At 59.0% G+C, this 19,670-nt stretch carries 18 protein-coding genes and 1 tRNA gene; 12 read left to right on the plus strand and 7 right to left on the minus strand.

Annotated features, from left to right (window positions below):
* Positions 1–203: 203 nt before the first annotated feature.
* The gene (locus ACQ4N7_RS21460) at positions 204–1,520 is read left to right on the plus strand and encodes an HhoA/HhoB/HtrA family serine endopeptidase (protein ID WP_430713530.1); all 1,317 of its coding nucleotides are present in this window, start codon (positions 204–206) and stop codon (positions 1,518–1,520) included.
* Positions 1,521–1,641: 121 nt separating this feature from the next.
* Here ACQ4N7_RS21460 and ACQ4N7_RS21465 read toward each other — a convergent pair whose 3' ends face one another.
* Positions 1,642–2,043, minus strand: a complete 402-nt coding sequence (locus ACQ4N7_RS21465; RefSeq protein ID WP_430713531.1) for a slr1659 superfamily regulator — start codon at positions 2,041–2,043, stop codon at positions 1,642–1,644.
* A gap of 139 nt (positions 2,044–2,182) precedes the next feature.
* On the minus strand, positions 2,183–2,344 hold the full coding sequence (locus tag ACQ4N7_RS21470; protein ID WP_430713532.1) for a hypothetical protein: 162 nt from the start codon (positions 2,342–2,344) through the stop codon (positions 2,183–2,185).
* A gap of 257 nt (positions 2,345–2,601) precedes the next feature.
* Here ACQ4N7_RS21470 and ACQ4N7_RS21475 point away from each other — a divergent pair, with 257 nt between their 5' ends.
* Positions 2,602–3,264, plus strand: a complete 663-nt coding sequence (locus ACQ4N7_RS21475; protein ID WP_430713533.1) for a TIGR04282 family arsenosugar biosynthesis glycosyltransferase — start codon at positions 2,602–2,604, stop codon at positions 3,262–3,264.
* 13 nt (positions 3,265–3,277) lie between these two features.
* Here the strand turns inward: ACQ4N7_RS21475 and ACQ4N7_RS21480 are convergent, their stop codons facing one another.
* The gene (locus ACQ4N7_RS21480; RefSeq protein ID WP_430713534.1) at positions 3,278–3,802 is read right to left on the minus strand and encodes a rhodanese-like domain-containing protein; all 525 of its coding nucleotides are present in this window, start codon (positions 3,800–3,802) and stop codon (positions 3,278–3,280) included.
* A gap of 31 nt (positions 3,803–3,833) precedes the next feature.
* Between ACQ4N7_RS21480 and ACQ4N7_RS21485 the strand changes: the two genes are divergently transcribed.
* Positions 3,834–4,529, plus strand: coding sequence for a DUF547 domain-containing protein (locus ACQ4N7_RS21485; RefSeq protein ID WP_430713535.1), 696 nt, complete (start codon positions 3,834–3,836; stop codon positions 4,527–4,529).
* A 121-nt stretch (positions 4,530–4,650) separates the two neighbouring features.
* On the opposite strand, the gene ACQ4N7_RS21490 is transcribed toward ACQ4N7_RS21485, so the two are convergent.
* Positions 4,651–5,394, minus strand: coding sequence for a TIGR04283 family arsenosugar biosynthesis glycosyltransferase (locus tag ACQ4N7_RS21490; RefSeq protein ID WP_430713536.1), 744 nt, complete (start codon positions 5,392–5,394; stop codon positions 4,651–4,653).
* A gap of 230 nt (positions 5,395–5,624) precedes the next feature.
* Between ACQ4N7_RS21490 and ACQ4N7_RS21495 the strand changes: the two genes are divergently transcribed.
* The 5 genes from ACQ4N7_RS21495 to ACQ4N7_RS21515 all read left to right on the plus strand — a co-directional run bounded on the left by ACQ4N7_RS21495 (position 5,625) and on the right by ACQ4N7_RS21515 (position 11,150).
* Positions 5,625–5,697: transfer RNA gene (locus ACQ4N7_RS21495), tRNA-His, on the plus strand.
* 483 nt (positions 5,698–6,180) lie between these two features.
* A complete protein-coding gene (locus ACQ4N7_RS21500) occupies positions 6,181–9,273 on the plus strand; it encodes an ATP-binding protein (RefSeq protein ID WP_430713562.1) in 3,093 nt (1,030 codons plus the stop codon).
* A gap of 118 nt (positions 9,274–9,391) precedes the next feature.
* Entirely contained in the window at positions 9,392–9,619 is a 228-nt protein-coding gene (locus ACQ4N7_RS21505) for a hypothetical protein (protein ID WP_430713537.1), read from the plus strand.
* A gap of 20 nt (positions 9,620–9,639) precedes the next feature.
* Positions 9,640–10,536, plus strand: coding sequence for an AEC family transporter (locus ACQ4N7_RS21510; protein WP_430713538.1), 897 nt, complete (start codon positions 9,640–9,642; stop codon positions 10,534–10,536).
* 236 nt (positions 10,537–10,772) lie between these two features.
* A complete protein-coding gene (locus ACQ4N7_RS21515; protein WP_430713539.1) occupies positions 10,773–11,150 on the plus strand; it encodes a hypothetical protein in 378 nt (125 codons plus the stop codon).
* 194 nt (positions 11,151–11,344) lie between these two features.
* On the opposite strand, the gene pstA is transcribed toward ACQ4N7_RS21515, so the two are convergent.
* Positions 11,345–12,328: a phosphate ABC transporter permease PstA gene (gene pstA, locus ACQ4N7_RS21520; RefSeq protein ID WP_430713540.1), complete on the minus strand. Its 984-nt coding sequence runs from the start codon at positions 12,326–12,328 to the stop codon at positions 11,345–11,347.
* Positions 12,328–13,458, minus strand: coding sequence for a phosphate ABC transporter permease subunit PstC (pstC, locus tag ACQ4N7_RS21525; RefSeq protein ID WP_430713541.1), 1,131 nt, complete (start codon positions 13,456–13,458; stop codon positions 12,328–12,330). The genes pstA and pstC overlap by 1 nt, the downstream gene beginning before the upstream one ends.
* 398 nt (positions 13,459–13,856) lie before the next feature.
* Between pstC and ACQ4N7_RS21530 the strand changes: the two genes are divergently transcribed.
* Entirely contained in the window at positions 13,857–14,633 is a 777-nt protein-coding gene (locus tag ACQ4N7_RS21530; protein WP_430713542.1) for an SDR family oxidoreductase, read from the plus strand.
* 41 nt (positions 14,634–14,674) lie between these two features.
* Here the strand turns inward: ACQ4N7_RS21530 and hpnH are convergent, their stop codons facing one another.
* Positions 14,675–15,685: an adenosyl-hopene transferase HpnH gene (gene hpnH, locus ACQ4N7_RS21535; RefSeq protein WP_430713543.1), complete on the minus strand. Its 1,011-nt coding sequence runs from the start codon at positions 15,683–15,685 to the stop codon at positions 14,675–14,677.
* Between the two features lie 406 nt (positions 15,686–16,091).
* Here hpnH and ACQ4N7_RS21540 point away from each other — a divergent pair, with 406 nt between their 5' ends.
* From ACQ4N7_RS21540 to ACQ4N7_RS21550, 3 genes are all read left to right on the plus strand, one after another.
* Entirely contained in the window at positions 16,092–16,937 is an 846-nt protein-coding gene (locus ACQ4N7_RS21540; RefSeq protein WP_430713544.1) for a squalene/phytoene synthase family protein, read from the plus strand.
* A 138-nt stretch (positions 16,938–17,075) separates the two neighbouring features.
* Positions 17,076–18,464: an aspartate aminotransferase family protein gene (locus tag ACQ4N7_RS21545; protein WP_430713545.1), complete on the plus strand. Its 1,389-nt coding sequence runs from the start codon at positions 17,076–17,078 to the stop codon at positions 18,462–18,464.
* An 8-nt stretch (positions 18,465–18,472) separates the two neighbouring features.
* On the plus strand, positions 18,473–19,564 hold the full coding sequence (locus tag ACQ4N7_RS21550; protein WP_430713546.1) for a sulfotransferase family protein: 1,092 nt from the start codon (positions 18,473–18,475) through the stop codon (positions 19,562–19,564).
* Positions 19,565–19,670: the final 106 nt, after the last annotated feature.

The raw sequence follows: 19,670 nt of genomic DNA on the forward strand, positions 1-19,670 counted from the left end.
GTTCTGAGCAAACCGTAAACCGTTCACCCTGAACCGTTCACCCTGAACGCTACACCCTGAACATTGACCGCCAGTCTGGCTATCAAATTGTCACAGCCAACGGCGGCAAAGTGTCACAGCTTTGCCATGGACCTGCCACCCTTGCGCAATACCATGACTTTATTGTTGTAAACATCATGCGAGATTCAAACGAGGTAACAGCAATGAATAGGGATGGTTCTAGACAGGGCTCTAGGCAGAATGCTGAGCGCGATTCTGGGCGCGGGTCTGGGCGCAATCTGCGGCCTGCCGCTAAGTCGCTGGCCCTGGTGCTGATGGGCGCAGGCATCGCCACTGCCGGAGGCCAGGCCCTGAATTCCCTGGGGCAGTCCACGGGTGCCAGTGCCCCTACCGCCACCGATGTCTTTTGGGACAACGGCTTCTGGAACAACAGTGAGGAGCAGGCTACCCCAGAGGCCGAGGCCCAAGCGCCCCAGCCCAGCGGCATTCAAAATAATCTGGCCGTGGCCCCCTCGGTGTCTAGCCCCAACCTGATTGCCGACATTGTGCGGGAGGTCGAGCCTTCGGTGGTGCGCATCGATGCTTCTCGCACGGTGCAGACTAGCCTGCCACCCATATTTCGCCAGTTCTTTGGCGAAAACGCGCCTGTACCCCAGCAGCAGCAGGTACAGCGGGGCGTGGGCTCAGGCTTTATCATCTCCGCCGATGGACGCATTATTACCAATGCCCACGTAGTCACCGGGGCCGACGAGGTTCAGGTGACGTTGACCGATGGTCGCAGTTTCACAGGCGAGGTCATAGGAGCCGACTCGGTGACCGATGTTGCGGTGATTAAGATCGACGCCCAAAATTTGCCCGCCGTCGCCATAAGTAACTCAGACCAGATTCAGCCCGGCGAGTGGGCGATCGCGATTGGCAACCCCCTGGGCCTCGACAGCACTGTAACCGCCGGGATCATCAGCGCCACCAGCCGCTCTAGCCGCGAGGTGGGCGTGCCCGACAAGCGGGTTGACTTCATTCAAACCGATGCCGCCATTAACCCCGGCAACTCTGGCGGGCCGCTGCTCAACCTCAACGGCGAGGTGATTGGCGTCAACACCGCCATTATTCAGGGGGCGCAGGGCTTGGGCTTTGCCATCCCGATCAACACCGTGCAGCGCATCAGCTCACAGCTCATTGAAACTGGCCGAGTTGAGCATGCCTACCTGGGCATTCAAATGGTGAATCTGACGCCGGAGCTAAAGCAGAACATCAACAGCGATCCCAACCGTCCTTTCTCGGTTGAAGCCGACTCAGGGGTGCTGATTGGTCGCGTTTTGCCCAACTCTCCAGCGGCCCAGGGGGGGCTGCGAGAGGGCGATGTGATTGTGGCCATCGAGGGCCAGCCCGTAACTGAGAGCGCTGCGGTACAGCAGGCCGTAGAGCGTTCTCGAGTAGGGCAAAACCTCTCCCTCACTCTGCAGCGCGATGGCCGCGAGCAAACCGTTACGGTGCGTCCCGGCAACGTGCCAAACCAGTAATGCATCTACCCGGTGCCCCCTCAGCGGGGGTGCTGATGCAGGGGCGCAGCCGTCCGGCTGCGCCCATTTCTTTTACCCCTCTAGTGTCAACGAGCCTGGGGTTAGACAGTAGGGGAAGAGCCTACTCACCATTGCCCTGAGGTCGCAGCATTTCGATGGGCAGGTCGGGCATGAGACGCTTCAAGTTTTTGCGCGATCGCGTTTGCCAGAGAATCGCCTCAGACCCGCGAAAGCTCAGGCGGGTGGTGCCGCGATCGCGCACTTTGACCACAAACATCGACAGCATACTGATGCCAGAGCTATTCAGAAACTCTAGCTGGTGTAGGTCAACGGTGCAGGGGTCGTGGGCCGCCGCCGTCATCAGCAAATCCATCACGGGCTGGTAGGCCTCGATGCCGTTTAGCCGCAGAAATCCCTCCATCACTACGGTGGCCGTATCTGCCGGGTAGTAAACGCGATAGTCGTCGGTTTCAATCATGGCAGAGTCAGGCGTCACGGCAGGGATCGAGATCAAGCTACGCATAGGAGGGCACGCGATAGAAACTGAGCCTAGGGCTCCTACAGCGCCTGTGGGTACCTTGGCGGGCTCGCCGGGGGTGCGCCAGAATGTGGAGGAGGTGGGCAGGTCATAGCGAGAACGAGCTCAGGAGATAAGGGAAGGGCTAGACGCGACCCTTAAGTACAACCAGAGTAATGTCATCGTGAATGGCGTGATCTGGGAGGTGCGATCGCACCTCGTCAACCACCGCTGCCTGAATCTCCTGGACGGCCCTCCCAGGCTCGCTGCACAACCGCCACCAGGCGACTGCGGACCACCATATCATCTCCTCAGGCCTAGCCGCTAATGGTGGGAGTACCCCTGTAGTAGTTAATTAGCGCTAGTGAGAGATGGCGCTCAGACCTCGTACACAGTCGATTTTAGTGGAGCACCCTGTTGATAACTTGAAGGGCCTGGGCTGAGCTAACGCTGGCGCGACTGGCCCCCAAAATCTGTAGGAAAGTCTGTAGGGTGCACCTTCGGCAGTGCCCAGGTATAGTGACACCGTCAACAACCCTCAAAAACATAAGACATGGGTTCGCCGTGAATCAATTAGAGACTGAGGCTACCGAGCAGCCAGAGGGCAACCGCTTTGGCCTGATGCTATTTACCCGCTTTCCTGAACCAGGCCGCACGAAAACTCGACTGATTCCGCACCTGGGGCCAGCGGGGGCAGCGGCTCTACAGCGACAAATGACGGAGCATGTGCTGGCTCAGGTCCAGGGGGCGGCTCAGCGACTGCCCCTGGCGCTGGAGGTGCATTTTGCGGGCGGCAGCCAGGGGCAGATGCAGGCATGGCTGGGGAATACGGTTAGCTACTATCCCCAGGCCGAGGGGGGGCTGGGCGATCGCCTGGTGGCCGCCTTTAGCCAAAGTTTTGCGCTGGGCCGACCGGGGGCGATCGCCATTGGCAGCGACTGCCCCGCCCTGACTTGCGACCATCTGGCTGCCGCCATCGCCGCGCTGCACCGAGTCGATGTGGTGCTTGGCCCCGCCACCGACGGCGGCTACTACCTGATTGGTCTGCGGCAGCTAGAGCCAGCCCTGTTTGAGGCGATCGCCTGGGGCACCGACCAGGTGCTGACCCAGACCCTTGCCACCGCCACGGCTCAGGGCCTCACCGTGGAGCTGCTGCCTCCCCTCACCGATGTCGATCGCCCCGAAGATTTGCCCCAGTGGGAATCGATTGTGGCTGGCTCTAGCTGAATTCCTTCACGTCTTAGACCTTTTCCTCGGCCGTAGGTGCAGGTTTCTCTGGCAGGCAGGCTAACCCCGGCTTGAGCAATAGCTCCCAACGAGAGTTGTAGGGATGTACATTTGTCGTGGGCTGGCCGGATTGGACGAGCGATCGCCCTTCGTTCGCCCACTGAAATATTGAGCCGGCCAGGTTATACACCTGGGTGTAGCCCGCCGCCTGCAGCTGGGCGGCCAGCCGGGCCGATCGATACCCCACCGAGCAGTAGGCCACAATGGGCTGATCGGGGTCTAGCCCCAGCGCCAGCGCCGCCGCCAGATCCGGGGCGATGTAGGACTCAGGCAGATGGCTAACCGCAAATTCATCGTCTCGGCGTACATCGAGCAGAATGGGTAAAGGATCTTTGCCCTGACTCAACCAATTTGCGAGACTTTGGGGAGAAAGGGTAGGCACCCCAGGAAACGCCCACCGCACCCAGTGGTTGACCATCCACCAGGCCACAGGCTGCGCTACGGCTCGTAGCGGCATCGGGGTTCGCATCGGGGACATAGGCATTATGCGCAGGCGCAGGAGATAGGTTGTGCTAGATTTTACCTTCTGGAATACCTTGCTTCAGACCTACGTCGACGACCAGGGCCGGGTCGACTACGCCCGCTGGCAGCAGCAGGCCCTGCCTGACCTGGATGTCTGGCTGGCCTCTTTGCCCAACACCCTCGACGGCCTGGCCGCAGAAGACTCTTTAGCGCTATTGCTCAACCTCTACAACGCCCTCACCATTCAGCAGGTGCTGAAGCGCTACCCCATCGACTCAATTTTGCCGAAGGTGCTGGGGCTGCCCAACTGGCTGGCGTTCCGTCAATTCTTTAACCGCTCTCTCTACCCGCTCGACGAAAAATCTGTCAGTTTAGACCATTTGGAACATGACCTGCTGAGGCCCCAATTTAAAGAGCCGCGCATTCACTTTGCCCTGGTGTGCGCCTCGGAGGGCTGCCCCATTCTGCGCAACGAAGCCTACTGGCCCGATATCGTCGAGGCCCAGCTTGAAACCGACGCCCATCGCTTTATTCACAACCCCGCTAAGGTGCGCTACGACTCCGACGCCGGGGTGCTCTACTGCAGCAAAATTTTTAAGTGGTATAGCACAGACTTTTTGCGGGTTGCCCCCTCCATACCCGACTACATCGGCACCTACCTCAACCTCAGCCCGCCGCCGTCGGCCCTGACCGAGGTGCGTTACCTACCTTACGACTGGAGCCTGAATCGGCAGCCGGGGTGAGTGAGTGGGTGCGTGGGTGCGTGAGTGGGTGCGTGAGTGAGTGACCATGCCCCATCCGCCTATCCACCCTCCACTTGACTACCCACCTACCCATCTACCCATTTACCCATCCACCTACCCCTCACCTCACCTCCTCATAAAACCGCTTTAAAGCCGTAGCGGGTACCCCCAGGCCCCAGAGCAAGCCAATCATTAAGTAGATGGCGTTGGCCTTGAGCGCTCCCCAGGCGGCCACCCGCCGGTCTGACGATTGCACAACTCGGCTGAGCTGGCGCAGGCGACCGCGACGGCACAGCTTTAGGCACAGATCGGCTTCTTCCATAATCGGCAGGGCCGGGTCGAAACCGCCGCAGGCAATAAAGTCGGCGCGGCGGCAAAACATCACCTGGTCGCCAAACAGCAGCCGTAGCCCACGGGCAAAGAATAGATGGGGCCGAAACAGCAGCGGAGCGTAGTAGGTTTTGAGCGCGTTGTGCAGCGAGATGCCCCAGCGGGTCGCCTTTGGCCCCGCCATCAGCGAGATAAAGCCGCCCCCAGCCACAGTCGGGTTGGCCAGGGTGCTCTCGACTACGGTCACCAGGTCGTCGGGCACCAGGGTATCGGCGTGGAGAAAGCACAGAATATTGCCCTGAGCCGCCTGCGCCCCCAGATTCATCTGCACCGATCGCCCCGCAACCGAGGCCTGAATTACCGTTAGGGGCAGGCGATCGCTCCAGGCAGCAGCGATCGCCACGGTGCGATCGCTGCTGCCGCCGTCGACCAGCACAATCTCACGCGGCGGCGGGTTGAGGTTTTGCAGCACGCCCAGGGTGCGGCCCAGGCAGGCGGCCTCGTTCCAGGTGGGGATGATGATCGAAACCGGCATGGGCAAAAGAGCATAGATTCACAGCCGCAGTACGGCCTAACTGACCGCATTGGATGAGTTGGCGGCGGCCGGATGACAGGCGGCAGGTAGGGGGCGATCGCCCCCCAGCGTGTTCAGCTCGTCGCGTTCTGATTGTAAGGTCTGATATCTCGACTCTGCCGCGACCAAAAAGTTGAAGATTTCTCGGGTAAAGGCCCCTCTTCGGTGCTATATTAAAAAACGCGATTACGGCGGGTGTAGCCAAGTGGTTACGGCAGTGGATTGTGGTTCCACCATTCGCGGGTTCGAATCCCGTCACTCGCCCTGTTCGGTTCAAAACGGTATCGTGGGCTCTGGCTCTGTAGTCCGTATTGATTATGCAGGGCTTTCTGCTGGCTCGGATGCCGCCCCGCAGGCGCAGCCGATGCCGCTTGAGTTGGGGCACGGGGGGCCAGGAGCACTTGAGCGATCGCCCCTCCAGGCGCTGGCGCGGCTACCAGGCCCTACTTCAAATGAGCCATGCATCACTCCTAGGGTAGATCCTGCCTGGGGCTGGATCTCCTTTAATTGATTTACCATCAATAGACGTTCACTTCCCGCGATTAGACCGCTGGCTAATAAGTTGTGGCCCGTTTGGTGTCGGTATGACCCCTAGCTAACATCGCGCACGGGCCGTACTCTGCTAGATGTCGCTCGTCGTATTCTGCTTTACTCACAAGGAACGTTCGCCTGAACAACCCCCACTCAAACGATTCAAATTCCCAAGGCCAGGCATTAAATCTGTCCCAATCCGAGAGACAGGCTGCGCTGCGTCAGGGTGAAGCGCAGCTGAGCAGCGTGTTTGAGACCATCCCCGATGGAATTATCATTCTCAGTGCGGCGGGAAGTATTGTGGCGGCCAACAACGCGGCAGAAGAGCTGCTGCGGTTAGACCAAAATCACCTGGCCGACCGTACCTACAACGACTTGACCTGGGCGATTAGCACCGTTGACGGCCAGCCTTTTCCTGAGGAGGAGCTGCCTTTTGCACGGGTAATGCGAACCGGACAGCCGGTCTATGGGGTGGAGCACACCGTTAGGCTTGACGATGGCACTCGCGCCATCCTCTCTGTCAATGCCTCGCCCCTGTTCGATGCAGCCGGGCAGATTACCCACGTCGTGGCGGCCCTCTGTGACATTACCGATCGCGTGCAGAGCGAGGCAGAGCGTCAGCAGGCTGAGCAGGCGCTGCGGCAGTCGGAGCAGCTCTATCGTTCGGTGATTGAAACAGCGGCGGAGGGCATTGTTCTCCAAAAAGCCAATGGCGACATCTATACCTGCAATGCCAATGCAGAGCGCCTATTGGGCTTAACAGCGGCCCAGATGGCGGGCCGCAGCCCCCTGAACCCAAACTGGCGGGCGATTCAAGAAGATGGGATGCCGTTTCCGTGCGACCAGTACCCGGCAATGGTGACCCTGCGCACCGGGCAGCCCCAGAGCAACGTGATTATGGGGGTTCATAAGCCCGATGACAGCCTGATCTGGATTTCAATTAACACCCGACCGCTGTTCGAGCAGCCTGGGCCGCAGCCGAGTTTGGTGGTAGTTACGTTTTTTGAAATTACCGATCGCAAGCAGGCGGAAGAAGCCTATCGACAGCGACTTCAGGCGCAGTCGGCCCACGCCGTGGCCGAGGCCAAGCAAATGCAGGCGGCTTTTTTAGCCGATGTCAGCGCGGTGCTGTCGTCTTCGCTGGAGTACGCGCAGACGCTGCAACAGGCCGCCGATCTGGCAGTGCCCTACTTTGCCGACTGGTGCAGCATCGACCTGCTGAACCCGGACAACAGCATCAATCGAGTGGCAGTGGCCCACTGCGACCCGGCCCAGGTCGAGCGAGCCTGGGCGGTCACGCAGCGGTTTCCCCGCCGACTGGAACAGGGTTTTGGCATTTCTCGGGTAATCCAGACGGGGCAGCCGCAGCTGGTGCCTGAAATTACCGACCAGATGATGGCCGCGGCGGTCAAAGACCCCGACTACCTGGCGATCCTGCGCCAGTTTGACCTCAAATCTTGTATCGTGATGCCCCTGCAGGCCCGCGATCGCGTGCTGGGCAGTATTTCATTTATATTTGCCGAGTCAGACCGCCGCTATGCCGCCTCAGACCTGGCCCTGGCCCATGATCTGGCCCAGCGGATTGCCACGGCGATCGATAATGCTAGCCTGTACCAGGCCGCCCAGCAGTCTCGCCAGCTGGCCGAGGCGGCGGCCGATCGCACCGCCCGGCTCCAGAGCGTGACTGCCGCTCTCTCAGAGGTGCTGAGCCCGCCGCAGCTGGCCGATGTCATTGTCGAACAGAGTATGGCGGCCCTCGATGCCGATGCCGCCATGGTGGCCCTGGTTACCTCAGACCAAAAGCACCTGGAGATCGTCAAGGCCGAAGGTTATAACGTGGGGGCCGATTTGGTCGCCGCCTGGCAGCGCTTTGCGATCGATGCCCCAGCGCCCCTGGCCGAGGCGGTGCGCACGGGGCAGCCGGTGTGGCTGGGCAGCCCTGACGAGCGGGCCGAGCGCTACCCTCACCTGGCCGAGTACTACAGCCGCTACGATTTTAGCGCCTGGCTGTCGCTGCCTTTGGCCGCTGAGGGCCGCGTCGTGGGGGGCATATCCCTTAGCTTTAAGCAGCTGAGGCCGCTCAGCCAGGCCGACCAAGACTTTATCCTGGCCCTCAGCCGCCAGTGTGCCCAGGCCATTCTGCGCGCCCAGCTCTACGAAGCCGAGCGGCTGGCTCGCACCGAAGCCGAACGAGCCAACCGCGTCAAAGATGAGTTTTTAGCGATTCTCTCCCACGAGCTCAGGTCGCCGCTCAACCCCATTTTGGGTTGGTCGCAGCTGTTGCAGACCCACAAACTCAACGACACCCAGACCAAAGAGGCGCTGAACACCATTGAGCGCAACGCCAAGCTGCAGACCCAGCTGATCGATGACCTGCTGGATATCGCCAAAATTCTGCGCGGCAAGCTGCATCTAGACCATTCCCCCATCGATCTGGCTCCGGTCATCGACGCCGCGCTAGAAACGGTTAAGACAGCCGCCCTGGCCAAGTCAATTGCCGTAAACCCAGTTCTGGCAGAGAGCGGCAAGGTCTATGGCGATGCGGCCCGGCTGCAGCAAATTGTCTGGAACCTGCTGTCGAACGCCATCAAGTTTACGCCTCAGGGAGGGCTGGTCGAGGTGCGGCTAGAGCAGGTCAATGACCAGGCCCAAATTACCGTGACCGATACCGGCAAGGGCATTCATCCCGATTTTTTGCCCCATCTCTTTCAGTCGTTTCGTCAGGAAGATGTCTCAATTACCCGCCAGTACGGTGGGCTGGGGCTGGGGCTGGCCATTGTGCGCCACCTGGTTGAGGCCCACGGCGGTACGATCAGCGCCAGCAGCCCCGGTGAAGGACAGGGGGCAACCTTTACCGTGCGGCTGCCGACGGTTAAAACCCTGTCGAAGATGGCACCAGTCAGCCGGGCCGTCCCCTCCCAGCTCAACCTCACCGGGGTGCGAGTGCTCGCCGTAGACGACGACCCCGATGCCCGCGAGCTGGTAGCCGTCATGCTGACGCAGTATGGGGCAGAGGTGATGTCGGCAACCTCTGCGGCTGAAGCCTTAGTCGCCTTAGCCACCTATCGGCCCCACGTGATCATCAGCGACATTGGCATGCCCAGTATGGATGGCTACATGTTTATAAAGCAGGTGCGTACCCTGCCGCCAGACCAGGGCGGCCAGGTTCCGGCGATCGCCCTCACCGCCTACACCCGCGAAGCCGACCAGCAGCAGGCGTTGGCCAGTGGCTACCAGCGGCATCTGAGTAAACCCTTTGAAATAGAACCGCTGGTCAAAGCCGTACTGGCCCTGGCCTTTGCTGATTAGTAATGTCTCGTTTGCAATGTCCCCGCTTTCACCTGCTAGGTAAGTAAACCTGCTCGTAGGGGTATTTTAAGCCTGTGAACAGGCGATCGCAGTTGTCGTATACCAATAGGTAAAAACCGTGCGTGGACTCTCTTTAGTTGGGTTGCTGGTGGGGCTTGGGGTGGTCGGGGTGCTAATGGTGAACCAGCTCAAGCCGTCGCCAAATGCCGAGCAGGCGCTCCCCACCCAGGCGATTGAAAAAGCTAACGATGCCGCTGCAACAATGGAGCAACAGCAGAGTGAAGCGGCTACAGCCATTGAGCAACAAGCCGAGCAGCTTCAGCAAGACATGCCAAAGCTGCCCTAGCGGCGGTCTAAAACTTGATTATGCTGGTTCAACTTTTGCCGATGGTTTTGGTCTGCTGCCTGGGCTACGGGCTCAAGCGGGCCGGGGTGCTGGGGCCGGGGGAGGCCAAAACCATCGGCCTATTGCTCACGCGGCTGGTGCTGCCTGCGGTCATTCTCAAAGCCCTGGCGACCGCTACCCTCACCCCTGAGCTGATCTACCTGCCCCTGTCGGCCCTGGTGGTGGTGCTGGGTCTGACGCTCGTGGCCCTGGTTGCCCTGCGCTGGCTGGGTTGGGAGAAAGCCAGGGCGGGCGCGCTGATCACCACATTCCCCACCTTTGAGGGCGGTGCGGTGGGCTACCCGCTGATGCTGCTGGCCTTTGGCGAGACGGGGCTCAGCCGCATTGTGCTGTTTGACCTGGCCCAGGCCATCTACCTGCTGACGGTGGTGTATGGCCTCTCGGCCTGGTTTGGCCAGGCGGGGGTAACGGCGCGGGCGGTGGCGACCAAGCTAGCGCAGACGCCGTTCTTTTGGGCCATTTTGCTGGGGCTGGTGATGAATGCCCTGGGCCTCAACCACGGGGTGGTGCTGAGTCTGCTGGATATAGTCGCGAACAGCTTTTTGCTGCTGGTGCTGCTGGTCGTGGGCATGGAGTTTGAGCTACAGCTGGCGGGCAGCTGGGTGTACCTGCTGGTGGCGATCGCCAAAATTGGCGGCGGTCTGGGGTTGGGTTGGGTCGTCGTAACGGCTTTTGGGCTAGATGGGGTAGAGCGGGCGGCGGTGCTGGTGGGGGCGGCGCTACCGCCCAGTCTGCTGACGCTGTTCTTTACTCAGGAAAATGGCCTCGATACGCGCTTTGCCATCAGCCTGATTTCGGTGGCGATACCGCTCTATTTGGTGGTGATGGTGCCGCTGCTGGCGCAGCTAACCCCCTAGCCCGTTTGGGGGCGAGCGTGGCAACGCTCGCCGTAAGAGGCCTTGGCCAACATTGATCACACGCCACCAGGCGGGTGACGGCGTTCTCAGGCTGCCATCAAGCGGCACTCAGATTTCTCAGACAACGCTTAAGCATGACTCAGATAGAGGTCAGCTGCCTCTCAGCTGCTCCCAGCACTATAGAACTCAAGTTGATTCATTCAACACACCACCTATTTTTCAAAGGAGCTGAACTCATGAAACGCACCGTCCTCTTCATTCTGACCGCTGCGATCGCCACCGCTACTGTTTCTCCCGCCGTTGCCGCCGTCAACTTCGATCAGCTGCGCGACGAAAACCTCAGCAAAGTTGACTTCGACCGGCTGCGTGAAGAAAACCTCGACAAAGACGCCGTCAACTTCGACCAGCTACGCGACGAAAACCTCAGCAAAGTTGACTTCGACCGGCTGCGCGAAGAAAACCTCGACAAAGACGCCGTCAACTTTGACCAGCTGCGCGACGAAAACCTTAGCAAAGTTGACTTCGATCAGCTGCGCGAAGAAAACCTCGACAAAGACGCCGTCAACTTCGACCAGCTGCGCGAAGAAAACCTCAGCAAGGCTAACGAAGTCTAGGGCGGCCACTCTCTAGTCAAACACCGCCTCTGCGGCTCATTTCAAAATTGACGGATGTTCTTTACGGAACGGCTGTCGTCTAGGGTGTAGTCTTTCTCGGCAAAGTTAAAGTTGAGTCACCCCGCCCTCCGGTATGTTCATACTGAGGGGGCGGGGCTTTTTAGTTGAGCGATCGCGCCGCCACGCAGACCCAGCTACAATCGCCCCCGTTGAAACCGACCGCGCAGGGCGATCGCAACGCTATTCATCATCACCAGCATTACCAGCAGCACAATAATAGCGGCGGCCCCATTTTCGTGAAACTCCTGCTGGGGACGGCTGATCCAGTTAAAGATTTGAATCGGCATGACCGTAAACGGGCTTTGCGCCACAGCAGTGGGGCAGCGCACCAGATCTACGGGGTTGAAGTAGGGGAACTCTTCGGTGCAGCCGGGGGTAAAGGGCACAAAGGTCAGCGCCCCAATGGTGATTAGCGGCGCAGTTTCGCCAATGGCGCGGGAGAGCGCCAAAATTACCCCGGTCAGAATGCCCGAGATTGCGGCGGGCAGCACGTGATCGCGCACAACCTGCCAACGGCTGCCCCCCATGGCTAGCCCCGCCAGGCGAATGCCCTCGGGCACAGCGCGCAGAGCCTCGCGGGTGGCGACAATAATGATAGGCAGCACCAGCAGCGCCAGCGTGAGGGCTCCAGCCAGCACCGTTCGCCCGCCAGTGATCGGTTCCATAATGCGCACAAAAGCAGCCAGTCCCAGCAGCCCGTAGATAATGGAGGGCACGCCGGCCAGGTTGTTGATGTTGATCTCGATCAGGCGTGAAAACCAGGTGTCGTCAGAGAATTCTTCTAGGTATAGCCCGGCTCCAACCCCAATCGGAAACGCCACAATGGGAACGATAATCATCACCCAGAAGGTGCCAGCTAAGGCTCCGATAATGCCCGCGTTTTCGGGTTTGCGGGAGGGAAAGCTGGTGAGAAACGGCCAGTTCAGGCGACCCAAACCCTGACTTAGAACATCAATCAGCAGCCAGCCCAGAACCGCGATCGCGATCGCGGTCGCAACCCAGGTGGCCAGACTAAAGGCGCGATCGACAAGGTAGCGCTGGGGCAGGTTGCCTGCAAACTCTGAGACGGTAGCGACCGTAGGTTGAGGCGCTGAAAACTGCGATTGGGACGAGGCCATTAGTCGTATTTCTCCCGAAAGCGACGGACAAACCAGTAGCTAACAATGTTTAGCGTCAGGGTAATTAGAAAGAGCGCCATACCAACGGCAAAAATGGTTTTATAGGCCAGCGAGCCAAAGGGGGCATCGCCCAGGCTGACCTGCACAATAAACGCGGTCATCGTCATCACGGGAATCAACGGATTCATAAAACCCAGATCGCCGTCGATGGGCTGGGGGTTTTGCCCCGCCGCCAGGGTCACAATCATGGTTTCGCCAATGGCCCGCGACATGGCCAGAATGATCGACGCCACAATCCCCGACAGCGCCGCCGGTATGACTACCGCCTGAATGGTTTCGCGCTTGGTTGCCCCCATGGCAAAGGCTCCCTGGCGCAGATCCTGGGGCACGGCGTTGATGGCATCTTCGCTGAGCGATGCCACCAGCGGCAGGATGCTCACCCCCAGCACCATGCCAGCGCTGAGGGCGTTGAACCCCTGCAGCGAGGGAATGAGCCGCTGCAGGAATGGGGTCACGGTCAGCAGCGCAAAATAGCCAAACACCACCGAAGGCACCCCAGCCAGCAGCTCTAGAATGGGCTTGAGCACCTGGCGCAGCTTGGGTGTGGCGTACTCGCTCAAGAAAATTGCGATCAGCAGCCCCAGGGGCACCGCTACGATTAGAGCGATGGTGGTGGTCATCAGCGTGGCGCTAATCAGCACAAAAATGCCGAAGTCGGTGTCGTTGGCAAACAGCGGCGTCCAGCGGCGATCGCTAAAAAAGCGCGTGATGGCATAGAAAAAACCGGCGATCGGGCTGGGTGGCTCTAGCCCAACGGCCTGAGTGGCTGAGCTGAGCTGCGTGGGGTCAAGGGCCTGAATTTGCTCGCCCACCGCTTGAATTTGGGCCTCAGAGGCGTCGGGCAGCAGGTCAGGCAGCCGATCGATCCAGAGCGCCTGGCGAAAGAACGGGTCTGAGAAAAAGTCAGCGGTTTCAAAGATTAGCGACAGCACAATGCCCAGGGTAGTCAGAATGGAGATGCCCGCAAATATGAGGCACACAATTCGCACAATGCGTTCTACTCGACGACTGCTGCTGCGGTTGGGCCGCCATAGAGAAGATTTATCAGGGGGAGATGAATCGGATGACATCGAGGTTAGAGCCTCCGCAGTAAGCTAGGGCAGCAACGGTACATTAAAGTACGCTAAACCGCGATCGCACCATTTGCTTACGTCTTTTTAGAATTTAGCTAGCTCTTAAATTGTGATTAATCAAAGCATCTTTATCGATTAATCTTTCCTTAATCCAAAATCCAGATTGTGCTTCGGCTGTGCCTTTCTGCCAAGGTTTTTTGCCAGTAGTTTTGACTGAGGCGCTACGAATAAAAACCTCACCGGCCTAATCATTCTCAGCTGACTCAGTTTGCTGAAGCAGGCATTTTGAGGCCGTGCTCAAGCTCTGCCAGTGCGATCGCGCCGCAACCCCCCAAGCGAAACCATTGCCACAAACTGTGAAACGATAGGGGTGTGTAGCAACAACTCAACACCTTATGACCACTCCCCTCCATGTTTTAGTCACTGGCGCAACCGGGCGCACGGGGGCTCTTGTTGTGCAGAAGCTCCGGCAGCAGCCGGAGCAATTCGTCGCCAGGGGCTTCGCCCGCTCGGAGGCGAAGGTGAGAGAGGTTTTTGGCACCACGGAAGGAATTTATCTGGGCGACATCGGTGACCGCGATCGCCTCAGGGCCGCCCTAGAGGGCTGCGAGGCGCTGGTCATTCTCACCAGTGCTGTACCGCAAATGAAGGCCCCGCCAGAGCCAGGGCAGCGGCCCGAGTTTACCTACGCCGAGGGCGGTACGCCGGAGCAGGTTGACTACCGGGGGCAGATCAACCAAATCGAGGCGGCGCGGGCGGCTGGAGTCAAGCACATTGTGCTGGTGGGCTCCATGGGCGGCACCAATGAGCAGCATCCGCTCAACCGTATGGCCAACGGCAACATCTTGATCTGGAAACGCAAGGCAGAGGCCTATTTGATCGACTCAGGCATCGACTACACCATCATTCGCGCCGGAGGGCTACAGGATCAGCCCGGAGGGCAGCGCGAGCTAGTGGTCGGCAAAGACGACGCACTGCTGACCAACCCGCCCGATGGCATTCCCACCTCTATTCCTCGCGCCGATGTGGCCGAGGTGGTGGTGCAGGCATTGGTAGCCCCCGCTGCTCGCAACAAAGCGTTTGACGTCATCTCCAAGCCAGCGGGCACCCCAGGGGCCGTGGTGACAACCGATTTTGCCGCCCTGTTTGAGCAAACGACCCCAGGGCTGTAGCCAGAGGGAATTTTAGCCAGGACGGCGGCCAACCAAACCCTCTAGAAGAGGCTCCCCATGGCTCGCAGCATATTTTGCGGCTGGAGGGCGGCTTCTGCGGCGGTGGGCTCATAGCCACAGTGCACCATGCAGTCGGCGCACTGCGGGTTGCCGCTGTTGTGGCCGTACTCGTCCCAGTTGGTATTGTCGAGCAGCTCTTGGAAGGTTTCGTAATGGCCTTCGTTGAGCAGGTAGCAGGGTTTCTGCCAGCCCAGCACGCTATAGCTGGGGCTGCCCCAGGGCGTGCAGTCGTAGTCTTTTTGGCCGGTTAGAAAATCTAAAAAGAGCGGATTGTGGTTGAACTCCCATTTCTTTTTACCGGCGGTAAAGGGGGCCAGAATCTCGCGGAACAGGGCCTTGGTTTGCTCGCGCTTGAGGAAGTGCTCCTGGTTGGGAGCCCACTCATAGCTGTAGCCCGGCGACACCATCATGCCGTCAACTTTTAGCTCGGTGAGATAGTCGAAGAGCGACTGAATCTCTTTGGGGTCGGTGCCTTCAAACACGGTGGTATTGGTGGTGACGCGAAAGCCCCGTGCTTTGGCGGCTCGAATGGCGCTAATGGCAATATCGAACACGCCGGAGCGATCGACGCATTGGTCGTGCAGCTCTTTCATGCCGTCGAGGTGAACGCTGAAGGAGAGGTAGGGCGACGGCGTAAATTTATCGAGGCTTTTTTCGAGCAGCAGGCCGTTGGTGCAGAGGTAGACAAACTTTCTGCGATCGACCAGCCCCTGCACAATTTCGTCAATCTGAGGATGCAGCAGCGGCTCTCCACCAGGGATTGAAACTACCGGAGCGCCGCATTCTTCGACCGCAGCGAAGCAGTCTTCGGGCGACAGGTTCTGCTTCAAAATCTCTTTGGGATGCTGAATTTTGCCGCAGCCCGAACAGGCCAGATTACAGCGAAACAGCGGTTCTAGCATCAATACCAGGGGATACTGCTTGCGGCCTTTGAGGCGCTGAGTGACCAAATATTGCCCCACACCCAGGGCCTGCTGTAGACTAATTGCCATTTCTCTTCACTCCTCGGTTGGGGAGGATCCGATCGCAGAGCCGCTGAGCCGGGCACGGTTGTGCCGAGTCATGGCTGATGCCGATGATTCGAACCCTGATCATGAATATCCAACTACCGTAATTCATTTTGGCAAAAACGGTTGTCTCCACCGAACCATAGGCCTCTTGCCCGGTGCCGCCGCTGTCTACGGTTCTGGCTCTCGGCCCCCGTTTTGGTTTGACGTTGCTAAGATGCGGTTGCCCCGCGTCTGCCACTGGCCAGGGGCAGTTCACAGATGCCTCAGGTATTGGTAATCTCAGATACCATCTATCCGAGTCTATTCATTGTTAATGCTCTATTAATGCTTATTGGATGAAATTCAACCAGTATGGTTGAAAACTCAAGTCGTGTGAGGAGATTGCTCAATGCCGTCTATTAAATCTGCGTTGGACTTGCTGAGGGAGACTAGCCGAACGTTTTTTATCCCGATCAGCTTGCTGCCAGCCAAGCTCCAGGAAGCGGTTGCATCTGCATACCTGTGCATGAGGGCGATCGACCAAATTGAGGATCATCCAACCCTGGATAGCAGCACTAAGGCCAGGCTGCTGCGCCAAATTAGCCTCAACCTGCAGGCGGGGACTGAATTTTCAGCGGTGGACGATTTTGCGGTGGGGTTGGCGGGCTATGAGCACCAGCTGGACGAGGTGACCCTGCGCATTGGTGAATGGGCGCTGCTGGCCCCCGAATCGATCGCCCCTCGCATCTGGGATGCCACCGCCACGATGGCCGATCGCATGGCCTACTGGGCCGAGCAGAACTGGACCATCAAAACTGAAGCCGACCTCGATCGCTACACCTTCAGCGTGGCCGGGGCCGTGGGCCTGATGCTGTCGGATCTGTGGGCCTGGTATGACGGCACCGAAACCAGCCGCATGGAGGCAATTGGCTTTGGGCGAGGCCTGCAATCGGTCAACATTTTGCGCAATCACCTGGAAGACAAGGATCGCGGCGTCGACTTTTTCCCGGAAGGGTGGACAGCGGAGGACATGCAGCGCTACGCCCGCCGCAACCTCAAAATGGCCGACTCCTACACCCACGCCCTGCCCAACGGGCCAGCCCTGCTGTTTTGCCGCATTCCCCTGGCCCTGGCCACGGCCACCATTGATGCGATCGCTCAGGGCCGCGAGAAGCTCAGCCGGGCCGATGTGATGGCGATTGTGACGCCGCTGCTCGGCGTTGGCAAATCGATCGAACTTATGACTAAAGTCTAGTTAGGGGTCAGGATTTGATTAAATCGCGCTTTGTAGGCTAAGGCATCTGGCCTGATTATGGACAGCCGAGACGGCTATCCTGCGTGATCAAATCCTTATTCCTTAGATTGAACACGGCTCCCCTTTACTCCCAGGTTAATGAACATTCTGGAACAGATCCACCAGCGGCAGCGCGACAATTTCTCGCTGCACAGCCAGTATCTCAACCCGCAAATGGTCAACGTGCTCAAGACGATTGGGTTCGATCGCCACTATGTGCGGGCAGAGGGGCCTTATTTGTTTGACGACCAGGGCGATCGCTACCTCGACCTGCTGGCCGGGTTTGGCGTGTTTGCCCTGGGCCGCAACCATCCTAAAATCGTGCAGGCTTTGCAGGATGTGCTGAGCGCCGAACTGCCCAACCTGGTGCAGCTGGATGTGTCGATTTTGTCGGGGCTTTTAGCGGAAAAGCTGCAGCAGATTACGCCACCGGGGCTCGATCGCCTCTTTTTTGCCAACTCCGGTACCGAGAGCGTGGAGGCGGCGATTAAGTTCAGCCGCTACGCCACCGGGCGCAGCAAAATTGTCTACTGCGCAGGCGGCTACCACGGCCTCACGCTAGGGTCGCTGTCCGCTACGGGCGATCCCCATTTTCGGGAGGGCTTTGGTCCCTTTTTGCCCGACTTTATCGAGGTGCCCTTCGGCGACCTGGCCGCGCTAGAAAAGGCTCTATCCCGCAAAGACGTGGCTGCCTTTATCACAGAACCCATTCAGGGACACGGGGTTTGGATCCCTGAGGCCAGTTACCTACCAGGGGCAGCGGCGCTCTGTCGCCAATACGGCAGCCTGTTCATCGCTGACGAGGTGCAGACCGGGCTGGGCCGCACGGGCAAGTGGTGGGCCGTCGAGCACTTCGGCGTGGAGCCCGATTTGCTCTGTATGGCCAAGGCCCTGTCGGGTGGATTCGTCCCTGTCGGTGCCGTCGCCTGTCGGTCCTGGATCTTCGATAAAGTCTTCAACCGGATGGATCGCGCCGTGGTCCACGGCAGCACCTTCGGCAAAAACAACCTGGCGATGGCCGCCGGATTGGCCACCCTGGATGTGCTCGAAACCGAGGGCTGGATCGACCACGCGGCCCAGATGGGACAGCAGATTGTGGCTGACTTGCAGCCCTTGGTTGACCAGTATGACTGTCTGAAAGCAGTGCGGGGCCTGGGCATGATGATGGCCCTGGAGTTTGGCGAGCCCAAGAGCCTGAAGCTGAAGCTGTCGTGGAAGATGCTGGAGACGGCTAACCGGGGCCTGTTCTCGCAAATTATTACGGTGCCGCTGTTCACCCGCCACCGAATTTTGTCGCAGGTGGCGGGGTACGGCATGAACGTGGTCAAGTTTATACCGCCTCTGACCCTACAGGAGAGCGATCGCCGCTGGATTGTCGAGGCCGTGACCGACGTGGTGGCCGATGCCCACCGCATACCAGGGGCCGCCTGGGACTTTGGCAAAACCCTGGCCACCCAGGCGATGAAAACCAAAGCCGGAGCCCGGTAGCCGTACCTATGGCAAGCCTCTTTCATCCGCTCTGCGGCAGCAACCCGCCCACTTTGCTAAAGCTGTTTTTAGAGAATGGCCCTCCCGCCCTGAATCGCTGCCCTCAGGCGGCTCTGGCCCTGGCGGTATCGCTGGCGCGCTGGCCCTTTTCGACGGCGGAGCGAGTCGCCTTTGCGCTGGCCCAGAAGCCGCCCATGCCCGACCCGATCTTTATCGTTGGCTACTGGCGATCGGGCACCACGCATTTGCACAATCTCCTGGCCCAGTACCCGGCCTTTGGCTACATTACCCCGCTGGCTACAGGAATGCCGTGGGATATTTTGGGGATTGTGCGATCGCTGGAACCGCTGCTAGAGCAGGCCCTACCCCAAGACCGCTATGTGGACAATGTGGCGGTGACCCCCACTTCCCCCCAGGAAGACTCGATTCCCTTGGCAACAATGGGGGCAACGTCGTACTACCACGGGATGTACTTTCCCAAACACTTTGAGGCTCACTTTCGGCGAGATGTGTTTGGGGCAGAAACTCAGGCTGATATTGAGCGGTGGAAACGCCTGCATCGCCACCTGCTGCAAAAAGTTTCGGTGCACCAGGGGCACCGCCCGCTGCTGATTAAAAATCCGGTGTATACCGGCTACATTCGCCATCTGCGGGAGCTGTGGCCGGGGGCAAAATTTATTCACATCTACCGTAACCCGTACCGGGTATTTGTCTCAGCGCGGCACTACTTTTCGCGCTTGCTGCCCGAGCTAACCCTGCAAGATTACGGCAATTTGCCAATTGAGTCGCTGGTTCTAGAAAGCTACCCTTTTCTGCTAGACGCACTCAAAACCGACACAGCAGATCTGCCTTCCAACCAATTTTTTGAACTCAGCTTTGAGAATTTACAGAGCAATCCGTTGGGGGAACTAAAGACCCTGTTTGAACAGCTAGAACTGCCCGATTTTGAGGCCGCTTGTCCCTATTTTGAAGCTTACCTGGCGGATTTGAAAGATTATCAGCAAAACCAGTATTCTCTTGACACCGAAACAATTCATGCGGTTGAGGATCATTGGCAACCTTACATTCAACGCTGGGGCTACAGGTTAGAAGCTGTCTAAAGAGGTCCACTTTTCGTTGACCAAGTTACCGCTCAGGGTGACGTATAGTAAAGCAAGACTGTTCGCCAGGATTACTCGCTCAGGTTTTCTAGGTCCGCCAGATCTT

The organism is Nodosilinea sp. AN01ver1, assembly GCF_050565655.1.
In the GTDB taxonomy this organism is placed as follows: Bacteria; Cyanobacteriota; Cyanobacteriia; order Phormidesmidales; family Phormidesmidaceae; genus Nodosilinea.